The sequence below is a fragment of the Actinomadura pelletieri DSM 43383 genome (genome assembly GCF_003634705.1).
Lineage (GTDB): Bacteria > Actinomycetota > Actinomycetes > Streptosporangiales > Streptosporangiaceae > Spirillospora > Spirillospora pelletieri.
This window is the reverse complement of the sequence record NZ_RBWU01000003.1, coordinates 1,012,715-1,022,353: the sequence shown is the minus strand read 5'-3', so window position 1 is coordinate 1,022,353 and position 9,639 is coordinate 1,012,715. Positions and strand designations below refer to the sequence as shown.

5 protein-coding genes and 1 pseudogene are annotated in these 9,639 nt (G+C 71.8%); 3 read left to right on the top strand and 3 right to left on the bottom strand.

Translation table 11 applies throughout. From position 1 onward, the window contains the following. The coding region (locus BZB76_RS36690) for a maltotransferase domain-containing protein (RefSeq protein WP_170180663.1) at positions 1-143 on the bottom strand (143 nt) is incomplete at its 3' end. Positions 144-258: 115 nt separating this feature from the next. Between BZB76_RS36690 and glgP the strand changes: the two genes are divergently transcribed. The 3 genes and pseudogenes from glgP (at position 259) to BZB76_RS17900 (ending at position 5,797) form a co-directional block, all read left to right on the top strand. Continuing rightward, on the top strand, positions 259-2,841 hold the full coding sequence (glgP, locus tag BZB76_RS17910) for an alpha-glucan family phosphorylase (RefSeq protein ID WP_121435447.1): 2,583 nt from the start codon (positions 259-261) through the stop codon (positions 2,839-2,841). A gap of 47 nt (positions 2,842-2,888) precedes the next feature. Beyond that, positions 2,889-3,089, top strand: a pseudogene (locus tag BZB76_RS17905) (type II toxin-antitoxin system Phd/YefM family antitoxin); the annotation flags it as partial. Positions 3,090-3,226: 137 nt separating this feature from the next. Next, positions 3,227-5,797 carry a DUF4132 domain-containing protein gene (locus tag BZB76_RS17900; RefSeq protein WP_121435445.1) on the top strand — a complete coding sequence of 857 codons (2,571 nt, stop codon included), beginning with the start codon at positions 3,227-3,229 and terminating at the stop codon, positions 5,795-5,797. 15 nt (positions 5,798-5,812) lie between these two features. Here the strand turns inward: BZB76_RS17900 and BZB76_RS17895 are convergent, their stop codons facing one another. Further along, positions 5,813-6,598 carry an SWIM zinc finger family protein gene (locus tag BZB76_RS17895; protein ID WP_121435444.1) on the bottom strand — a complete coding sequence of 262 codons (786 nt, stop codon included), beginning with the start codon at positions 6,596-6,598 and terminating at the stop codon, positions 5,813-5,815. Continuing rightward, positions 6,598-9,576 carry a DEAD/DEAH box helicase gene (locus BZB76_RS17890; protein ID WP_121435443.1) on the bottom strand — a complete coding sequence of 993 codons (2,979 nt, stop codon included), beginning with the start codon at positions 9,574-9,576 and terminating at the stop codon, positions 6,598-6,600. Before BZB76_RS17890 ends, BZB76_RS17895 begins: the two co-directional genes overlap by 1 nt. Between the last annotated feature and the right edge of the window lie 63 nt (positions 9,577-9,639).

Sequence of the window (9,639 nt, the reverse complement as noted above, 5' to 3'; positions counted from 1 at the left end):
GTCGCCGACACCTCGACCGTCTCACCCACCACCGCCTTGGCAGGCCACCGACCACACCCCACCACCGGCGCGACATCAATAATCGGAATGCGACCAACCCGCGGAATCCCGGTCCCGCCGGACGTCCCGGACTCGACGTGCATGTGCCGTCCCCTACCCGTGCGAACCTTCCAAAACGTCCATGGGCGGGAACGGGACAGGCAAAGTGCGTCCATCGCCTGTCGCACCACCGGACCGCAGCACATACCGTGACGTTGTGTGAAGGCAATCCGACGTTTCACGGTCCGTACCGTCCTTCCCGAGCCGCTCCGGCTGCTCGAGGAACTGGTTCTCAACCTGCGCTGGTCGTGGCACCACGAGACGCTCGACCTGTTCCGCGCCGTGGACCCGGCGTTGTGGAAGGCCGTCCACCACGACCCGGTCCGGCTGCTCGGCGAGGTCGCGCCGGACCGGCTGGCGCAGTTGGCGAAGGACCGGCGGTTCCTGCGCCGTCTCCGCGACACCGCCGACGACCTGCACGAATACCTGACCGCGCCGCGCTGGTACCAGTCGCGTGCCGGGGGCCCGTCCGCGATCGCCTACTTCTCGCCCGAGTACGGCATCACGGCCGCGCTGCCGCAGTACTCCGGCGGCCTCGGCATCCTGGCCGGTGACCATCTCAAGACGGCGAGCGACCTCGGCGTCCCGATCATCGCCGTCGGGCTGCTCTACCGGCACGGTTACTTCTCGCAGTCACTTTCGCCGGACGGTTGGCAGTTGGAGCGCTACCCGCCGATCGACCCGAACGGGCTGCCGCTGGCCCTCCTCCGTGAACAGGACGGGTCACCGGTCCGCGTCGTCCTCGACCTGCCGAAGGGCCGGGGCCTGCACGCGCAGGTGTGGATCGCGCAGGTCGGACGCGTCCCGCAACTCCTGCTCGACTCCGACGTCGAGGAGAACGACCAGTCGGCCCGGGACGTCACCGACCGGCTGTACGGCGGCGGCGGCGATCACCGGCTGCTCCAGGAGATGCTGCTCGGCATCGGCGGCGTACGGGCGATCCGGGCGTACTGCCGCATCACCGGACATCCGGAACCGGAGGTGTTCCACACCAACGAAGGCCACGCCGGGTTCCTCGGCGTGGAACGCATCCGCGAACTCGTCGCCGAGGAGGGCCTGACCTTCGACGAGGCGTTGGAGGCGACCCGCGCGGGCACGGTCTTCACCACGCACACCCCCGTCCCGGCGGGCATCGACCGGTTCCCCCGCGACCTGGTCGGCCGGTACTTCGACGGTTCCGCCGAGAAGGTCGAACGGGTCCTCGCGCTCGGCGCGGAGGACTACCCCGGCGGCGACCGCACCGTCTTCAACATGGCCGTGATGGGAATGCGGCTGGCGCAGCGCGTCAACGGCGTCAGCGAACTGCACGGACGGGTCAGCCGGGAGATGTTCGGCGGGCTGTGGGGCGGCTTCGACACCGCCGAGGTCCCGGTCGGGTCCATCACCAACGGGGTGCACGCGGGCACGTGGGTGGCACGCGAGATCCTGGAACTCGCCGCGCGGGAGGTGCCGTCCATCCTCGAGTCCGGCAAGGGCTGGGAAGAGGTGCGTGCCCGCCCCGGCACCGAACTGTGGCGGATCCGCGGCGTCCTCCGTCGGCGGCTCGTCATGGAGGCGCGGCGCAGGCTCCGCGAGTCGTGGCGGCAGCGGGGCGCGAGCGAGGCCGAGACCGCCTGGATCGACCAGGCCCTCGACCCGGACGTGCTGACGATCGGGTTCGCGCGGCGCGTCCCGTCCTACAAGCGGCTCACGCTCATGACGAGCGACCCGGACCGGCTCCGCGCGATCCTCCTGAACGAGGAACGGCCGGTGCAGATCGTCATCGCGGGCAAGGCACACCCGGCGGACGAGGGCGGCAAACGGCTGATCCAGGACATCGTGCGGTTCACCGAGTCGGAGGACGTCCGGCACCGGATCGTGTTCCTGCCCGACTACGACATGGCCCTCGCGCAGTACATGGTGCAGGGCTGCGACGTGTGGATGAACAACCCGCTGCGTCCACTGGAGGCGTGCGGCACGTCCGGGATGAAGGCGGCCCTGAACGGCGCGCTGAATTTGTCGATCCTCGACGGGTGGTGGGACGAGTGGTACGACGGCCAGAACGGCTGGGCGATCCCGTCCGCCGACGGCCTCGCCGCCCCCGACCGGCGCGACGAACTGGAGGCCGCCGCGCTGTACGACTTGATCGAGCACCACGTGTCCGTCACGTTCTACGACCGTGACGCGGCGGGCCTGCCGCGCCGCTGGCTGGAGATGGTCAAGCACACCGTCGCCACCCTCGGCCCGAAGGTGCTGGCGTCCCGGATGATGCGCGACTACGTCGAGGCCCTGTACGCCCCCGCCGCCGCGTCCGAACGCACCATGGTCGCCGACCGCTTCGCGGGCGCCCGCGACCTCGCGGCCTGGAAGCGCCGCGTCCGCAAGGCCTGGCCGGGCGTCGCCGTCGAACACATCGAGTCGAACGGCGCGGAGAGCCCCCAGGTCGGCGCCCAGCTCTCCGTCCGAGTCGTCGTCGACCTGGGCGGCCTCACCCCCGAAGACGTCGCCGTCGAGGCGGTCTACGGCCGCGTGGACGACTCCGACGCCCTGATCGACCCGTCCTACCTACAACTGGAGGAAGACGAACCGGCAGAAAACGGCCGAGTCCGCTACACAGGCGAACTCCCTCTCAACCGCAGCGGCGCCTTCGGCTACAACGTCCGCGTCGTCCCCATTCACCCGATGCTCACCGGCCGCGCCGACATGGGCCTGGTCACCCTGCCGCCCACACCCCCCGGCATGACCAACGGCGACCTCCGCTAGCCACCCGATCGGTTCCGGGGCCTGATACGAATGATGATGACCAGGTTCCCGTGCGGATCACTTCCAGGGGGAGAGACGCCGTCCTGATGTCGGCCGAGGACTACGACTCCTGGCAGGAGACGATCTATCTGTTGCGTTCTCCGGCCAACGCTCGACGCCTCATGGAGGCCGTGGCTCGCGATAAGGAAAGTCGTCCGGCAGTGGCGAAGACCGTGGAGGAGCTGGAACGCTCGGCCGGTGACGGGTAAGAGGCCCGATTCGGCGAAGACCCACTCGATCTCCGGCGGCATTTCCCCGGCGAGCAGCCGGGCGCGGGTACGGCCCGGGACGCCGGTCCCTGTTCCTCCGGTGGGAGTGTCGGAGGTGGGGGTTAGGTTCCCGGGGCATGGTGAAGATGGTGGACGTTCCGGCTGAGTGGCGCGAGCACATTCATCCCCGGCGCGGGGGCATCCCTGGGCCGACCGTTGTTCTGGACGAGGACGCGGCCGCGCGGGCGCGGGAGTGGCAGCGTCTCGCGCGGCCGATCGCCGAGGACATGGCGGAGCACGAGCGCACCGAACCGGAGTTGGGCAAGGCCGTCCGGGCGTGGCTGGGGGGAGAGCCCGACCCCGTGGGGGCGGCGGCCGTCGCCTCGATCGCGGTGCGGTACGTACACGACGTCGACGGTGCGATGTTCCTGGACGCGTGGGTGCTCGATCACGGGCCGGCGTTCGCCGCGTGCGCGGTCACCGAGGCGTCCGCCATCGAGTTGGGCCCGGTGCCGCGCCCGATGACACCCGACACCGACGGCGTCGTCCGCGTCGTCGCCTACCTGGGGGAAGGGCCGAAGGGGTGGCGCGGGGAGATCCGGCGCCCGACCCGCGGGGATTTTCGGATCGCGGGTCGGTGGGTCGCCGAGGACTCGGTGGTCAAGCGGCTCCGCACGCTGCTGGCGGCGGCTCCGGAGACCGAGTACCGCGACGCCGTCGCGCGGCTGGCGGAGCACCGCGGCGACGACGCCAGGCGCGCCACGGTCTCTTATCTCGTGCCCACCGAGAAGGCCTGGGTGGACGAGAGCCTCGACGAGTACGGCGGAGTTCTCGACTACGAACACCGGCTCTGTTCGCTGTCCAGGGCCGCGCACGTCGACCAGGCGCGCGGGATGGTGGTGACGCCCGCCGTGGTCGGGACGTTACTCGACGGGTTGGGCGCGGACGCTCTTCCGCTGCTTCGCAGGGAACTCGGCTACGACGAGGAGAAACGTCCGATCGTGCTGCGGGGGCTTCTCGCGATCCCCGACGAGGCGATCTTCGCCGTCCTGCTCGACCATGCGGGCGGCGAGGGCGTGCCCCCCGCGTTGAAGGAGGCGACCGAACGGTACCCGGTACAGGCCGTCCGGGCGCTGGCGTCGTCGGCCGGGGACGACACGACCCGGGGTATGGTCGCGGCCGGGCTGCTGCGTGGGCTGCTGTTCGCCGAGCCCGATCTCGTCGAGGAACTGCCGCCAGGGGCGGCTGTTGAAGGGCCCCGGCCACCGGTCCCGGACGCCGACGACCTGCCCGGCGCGCTCAACGGCAGGCCGCCGCGCGGCGCGAAGGTCGACTGGGCCGACCCGACGCTGCTTCCGCAGATCCTCACGCGGGGCCGCGACCGGGCGCTGCCCGCGCGGGCGACCCGGTGCCTGCTGGCCCTGCTCGCCAAGGACGCCCCCGAGGTCGCGGACGTCCGCGAGTTCTGCGACCGGCATTCGCTGGCCGAGTTCTCCTGGGCGTTGTTCCAACGGTGGTTCGCGCTCGGCGCGTCCACCCGGCACAAGTGGGCGCTCACGCAGCTCGGCCTGATCGGCGACGACACGACGGTGCGGCGGCTCAGCGTCCTGATCCGGCGGTGGCCGGGCGAGGGCCGCACCGCGCGGGCCAAGACGGCGCTGGACGTCCTCGCCCGGATCGGCACCGACGTCGCCCTCACCCACCTGTTCGAACTGACCCGCAGGGGGAAGTACAAGGGGCTCAAGGCCACGGCGGCCCGGAAGATCGACGAGATCGCCGCCGCGCGTGGCATCACGGCGGACGACCTCGCCGACCGTGCCGTTCCCGACTTCGGTCTGGACGCCCAGGGCACTCTCGTCCTCGACTACGGCCCGCGGCGGTTCACCGTGGCGTTCGACGAGCGGCTCGTCCCGCTGGTCGTGGAGCCGAACGGGCGGGTCCGCAAGAGCGCGCCGAAACCCGGGCCGCGGGAAGACCCGGCCGCGCACGCCCTGTTCACCGGCCTCAAGAAGGACCTGCGCACGATCGCCGACCGGGAGATCAAACGCCTCGAACTGGCCATGACGACCCGGCGGAGCTGGACGCCGGACGACTTCCACTCCCTGTTCGTCACCCATCCGCTGATGGGGCACATCGTCCGCCGCCTGGTGTGGATCACCGACGGCGGCACCGCCTTCCGTGTCGCCGAGGACCGCACCTACGCCGACGTCGACGACGATCCGTTCACCCCCGCCCCTGACGCGCGGGTCGCCATCGCTCATCCGGTGTTGCTGGACGATGTGGAGGCCTGGGCCGAACTGTTCGCCGACTACGAGATCCTTCAGCCGTTCGAGCAGCTCGGACGGCCCGTCTACCGCCTCACCGGCGACGAGCGCGCCGCGCACCGGCTCGCCCGGGTGGAGGGGCTCGCGCTGCCCTACGGCAAGGCCATGGGCCACTCCCAGGGGCGCTGGGAATCGGTCGACGAGGACGGCAGGTTCTCGGGCGCCTGGCTCGCCCGGCGCGACCCGGCGGGCCTGTACGTGGTGGCGGAGTTGACCCCCGGCATCGACCACTACATGTACGGCGAGGGAGCCGACCAGAAGATCACTGCCCTGTGGGCGGGGCCCGCCCCTACACGTCCGCCGAAGGACACGGTGCCGCTCGGAAGCGTCGACCCCGTCACGATGAGCGAGGCCGTCCACGACCTCGTGCGCAGCGCGTCCTGATGGTCCATGGTCGCGTTATTCGGGGGTGAGGGCCTCGTAGGCGGGGGCCAGCACGTCGGTGAGGGGGCGGCGGCGGATCTTGATGGGTGGAGGTGGGGCCACCCGCAGGACGAAGCCGGGCGGGACGGGTGGTGTCGCCGGACGGTCGCGGAGGTGGGCCAGGCCCGACGGGGGTGTCCAGAAGCCGGAGGCGGTGAGCGGCTCGTCTTCCAGGTCGAAGGGGTCGGGTTCGGTCGCCGCGCCGCGCCGCAGTGCCGCCAGCAGTTGCTGCCTGCCACGTCCGTTCCACTGAAGGATGAGGAACGGGTCGTCGTCGAACGCCTCGGCCAGCAGGTACAGGACGGCCGCGGCGTGCTTGCACGGGTCGCCCCAGTCGGGGCAGTCGCACATCAGGTGCAGATCCTCGGCCGAGTAGGGGAACAGGGAGAGGCCCAGTTCGGCGAAGACCCACTCGATCTCCGGCGGCATCTCCCCGGCGAGCAGCCGGGCGCGGAACACGGCCCGGGACGCCAGTTCCCGCTCCGCCGCGCGCCAGCCGTCGGCGTCGATCGCCTCGATGCCGAGCGCCACCTCGTACGGGTCGGGCGCCGTCCCGTGGACCCGCGCGGTGACCTCGTAGGGGGCGACCTTCAGGTCGAACACGTGGCCCTTGCGGGCGTAGGCGCGGCCGCGCTGGAGCCGGCCCTTGTCGGCGAACGACTCGACCAGGTCGATGAAGCGGCGCGACCACCACTGGGAGCCGATCGAGCCGCGTCTCGTGCGGGCCCTGATGCCCTCGAAGCCGTCGAGGCCCTCGTCCATCAGTCGCTCACCGCCTCGGGGGACAGGCGCAGGACGTCGCGCAGTTCCGCGACGGACAGTTCGGTCAGCCACTCCTCGCCGGTGCCGACGATGGAGTCGGCGAGGGCCTTCTTGCGTTCGATCATCTCGTCGACGCGCTCCTCCATCGTCCCGACGCAGATGAACTTGCGGACCTGGACGTTGCGGGTCTGTCCGATGCGGAACGCGCGGTCGGTGGCCTGGTCCTCGACGGCGGGGTTCCACCAGCGGTCGACGTGCACGACGTGGTTGGCGGCCGTGAGGGTGAGGCCCGTTCCGGCGGCCTTGAGGGACAGCAGGAAGATCGCGGGTTCGGGGTCGTCCTGGAAGCGCTGGACGAGGTCGTCGCGCGCCTGTTTCGACGTGCCGCCGTGCAGCCACAGGACGGGACGTTCGAGACGCGCCGCGAGGTAGGGCCGGAGCATCGAGCCGAACTCGGCGTACTGGGTGAAGACCAGCGCCTTCTCGTTCTGCTCCAGGACCTCGGCGCAGATCTCTTCGAGGCGTTCGAGCTTGCCGGAGCGGCCGGGGAGGCGTGAGCCGTCCTTGAGGAGCTGCGCCGGATGGTTGCAGACCTGTTTCAGCTTGGCCATGGTCGCCAGGACGAGCCCGCGGCGCTGTGTCTCGTCCGCCTCGGCGATCTGGGTGAGCATGTCCTCCACGGTGGCCTGGTAGAGGGACGCCTGCTCGGTGGTGAGATTGCAGTAGACCTTGATCTCCTGCTTCTCCGGCAGATCCGAGATGATCGACCTGTCGGTCTTGAGGCGGCGGAGGACGAACGGCTGGGTCGCCCGCCGCAGCGCCAGCGCCGCCTGCTCGTCGCCCTCCCGCTCGATCGGGATCGCGAACCGGCGCCGGAACTCGGCGCGCGGGCCGAGCAGCCCGGGGTTCGCGAACTCCATGATCGACCAGAGTTCGGTCAGATGGTTCTCCACCGGCGTTCCGGTGAGCGCGATCCGGGCGCGGGCCGGGATGCTCCGCACCGCCCTGGCCTGCCGGGTCCCGCTGTTCTTGAGCGCCTGCGCCTCGTCGCAGACGACCCGTTCCCAGCCGATCCCGGCGAGGGTCTCGGCGTCCCGCGTCGCCGTGCCGTAGGTGGTGAGGACGAGGTCGGCGCCCGCGGCGGCCTCGACGAGATCGTCGCCGCGGCGCCGGGACGTCCCGTGATGGACGTACACGCGCAGCTTCGGAGCGAACCGGGCCGCCTCCCGCTGCCAACTCCCCACCAGCGACATCGGCAGGATCGCCAGGGTCGCGCCGGGCGCCGCGCCGTCCGCCCGCTCATGGACGAGCAGGGACAGCACGGAGATCGTCTTCCCGAGGCCCATGTCGTCGGCGAGCAGGGCGCCGAGGCCCAGACCGTCCATGAACGCCAGCCAGGCGAGCCCCCGCTCCTGGTAGGGGCGCAGTTCGGCGTCCAGCTCGTCGGGCGTGCGCATGGGGGTGAGACGGCGGTCGGCCTCGCCGGACAGAAGATCGCCCAGGGCGCCGGACGCCTCGACGCCGGTGAGGGGGAGGGCGTCGTCGCCCGCGTGAACGACCGCGCGGATCGCCTCGGCGGCCGTCATACGGCCGTGGCGCGGACGGCGAAGGAAGTCGAGCGCGGCCTGCAACTGTTCCTCGTCCAGCTCCACCCACCGGCCGCGCAGCCGGACGAGCGGCGTCTTGAGCCGGGCCAGTTCCTCCAGTTCGGCCTCGTCGATGCTGTCGTCGCCGATCGCGAGGTCCCAGCGGAAGTCGACCATGGCCTTCAGGTCGAAGCCGGAGGGCGCGGCGGCGCCGGACGAGGCCTCGGGGTCGTCCCGGGTCGTCAGCCGCATGCCGAGCTTCGCCTTGCCCGCCCACTGGGGGAGCAGGACGCCGAACCCCGCCGCGGCGAGCATCGGCGCCGCCTCGCGGAGGAAGCGGAACGCGCCCGCCGTGTCGAGGAGCAGCTCGGCCGGCTCCGGGCCGTCCAGCGCGCGGGCCAGGTCGGGGAACAGGCGCAGGGCGCGGCCGAGCCCGGTGAGGAGCGTCTCCTCGGCGTCCGCGAGCGAGGTGGCCTCCCCACCCCACACGAGCGCGGCGGGAACGTAAAGGCTCGGGTCGTCGGTGCCCTGGAGGGCGAACTCCACCCGCCACGCGTCGTCGGTCTTCTCCTCCTCGGCGCCGGGTTCGGCGAGGCGGAAGCAGACGCGCAAGGGCCCCGCCGGGCGGCGCGCGGCGGCGGCCCACGCCTCCAGTTCGGCGATCAGGTCGTCCGGGTCGTCGCGGGGCTCCCGCGCCACCCGCGGGGACGGGCCGGTCAGCGCCGCCACCCAGCGTTCGGCGAGGGGCAGCCGGTCGGGGACCTTGCGCCGCGACACCAGCAGCGGATGCGGCACCACGCCCCGGACGGCCGTGTCGACCAGCCCGGACAGCGCCTCCCGCAGCACCTCGGCGGCGGGACGTCCACCGTCGGCGGCGCGGCAGGCGGCGGGCATGGCGCGGGCCAGCGCCCGGTAGCGGGCCGGGTCGTCGATCACCGGGCGCCAGCGGGCCACGAGATCGCCGTCCTCGCGCACCAGCGCGGGCAGCACCTGGCCGCGTTCGGTGAGATGGACGGCCTCGTCCGCGACCATACGGAGAAAGCGCAGGTCGGTGCCGGGGATCACGTCGGCGGCGGCCTCGGCGGCCTGGAGCAGGGCCATGGCGGGGAACGGCTCCAGGACGAGCGCGGGCACCCGCCAGGGACGCAGTTCGGGCTCCCGCGACACCGGCTCGGGGCCCAGTTCGGCGGACGGCAGCGGATGGTCGCCGAGGGTGGGCAGCGACATCGACAGTTCGACGCGGAACGCGGTGCGCACGAGCGGCTCGTACGAGGTGCCGGTGAAGTCGCACGTGGCGAACGGGTGAACGTCCGGGGAGAGCTCGTGCGGCCCGGTGCGCTCGGCCCACAGGCAGAGCGCACCACCATGCCAGGTGGCGTGGGCGACGAGCATGGTTCCCGAAGCTACCAGCAGCCTCCGACGTCACGCGTCGGCACAGCGGCCCCGGAGCGCGTT

Excerpts from the sequence above, each read along its gene's own strand:
- BZB76_RS17895 (WP_121435444.1), bottom strand. The coding sequence starts at position 6,598 with ATGGACGAGGGCCTCGACGGCTTCGAGGGCATCAGGGCCCGCACGAGA.
- BZB76_RS17900 (WP_121435445.1), top strand. The coding sequence starts at position 3,227 with ATGGTGAAGATGGTGGACGTTCCGGCTGAGTGGCGCGAGCACATTCAT.
- BZB76_RS17890 (WP_121435443.1), bottom strand. The coding sequence starts at position 9,576 with ATGCTCGTCGCCCACGCCACCTGGCATGGTGGTGCGCTCTGCCTGTGG.